This is a genomic window from Photobacterium lucens (assembly GCF_009873615.1).
Lineage (GTDB): Bacteria > Pseudomonadota > Gammaproteobacteria > Enterobacterales > Vibrionaceae > Photobacterium > Photobacterium lucens.
This window is the reverse complement of sequence record NZ_SSMG01000032.1, coordinates 1-768: the sequence shown is the minus strand read 5'-3', so window position 1 is coordinate 768 and position 768 is coordinate 1. Positions and strand designations below refer to the sequence as shown.

General features: G+C 38.0%; 1 protein-coding gene. It reads right to left on the bottom strand.

Annotated elements, in window-relative coordinates:
• Positions 1-32: 32 nt before the first annotated feature.
• On the bottom strand, positions 33-768 hold a 736-nt coding region (gene fdhD, locus E5A76_RS02620), incomplete at its 5' end, for a formate dehydrogenase accessory sulfurtransferase FdhD (protein WP_161118020.1).

Sequence of the window (768 nt, the reverse complement as noted above, 5' to 3'; positions counted from 1 at the left end):
ACCACCTAAAAATAAAATTATAGGATTAAGATTTAATTTATTATTCTGTGCTTATGGGTATAAATTGTCGCCCTTCCTTCTCGACAAAAACCAATTAATGTTAAACCTGACTCTTGCGCTAAGTTAATCGCTAATGCTGTCGGTGCTGAGACTGCAAATAATATTTCCACCCCAACCGATGTCGCTTTTTGAATTATTTCATAACTTGCACGACTGGTAATTAAGATTGCACCATTGGTAAGTCGAGGATATTTTGCACGAGCACCAATTAACTTATCTAACGCAACGTGACGCCCCACATCTTCATAGATAGCTGCTAGCTCGCCTTGCTCATTTAACCATACCGCAGCATGGGTACAGCCGGTACGATTAGCGAGTTCTTGATGTTGATACAAAAACTTAAGAGACTGATTAATAATAGAAAGATGCATTCTTTGCGTGTCAGAAACCTGCGTAACCGGCTTCATCGCTTGCTTTAAATGTTCGATCCCACATAGCCCACATCCGGTCCTACCCACCAGCTGTCGACGATGCTCTTTAAGCATCATAAAAGGGCGATTTTGTAATTCGATATATACTTCAATGCCCTCTTTATTACTTTTTATATCAATATTTTTTATTTCTTTAATATTGTTAATGATTCTTTCAGATAATGAAAAGCCAATAGCAAAACTTTCAAGATGAGAAGGGGTCGCCATCATTACCACATGAGAAATACCATTATAAATAAGTGCAACGGGCACTTCTTCTGCTATAAAGTCTTCACAT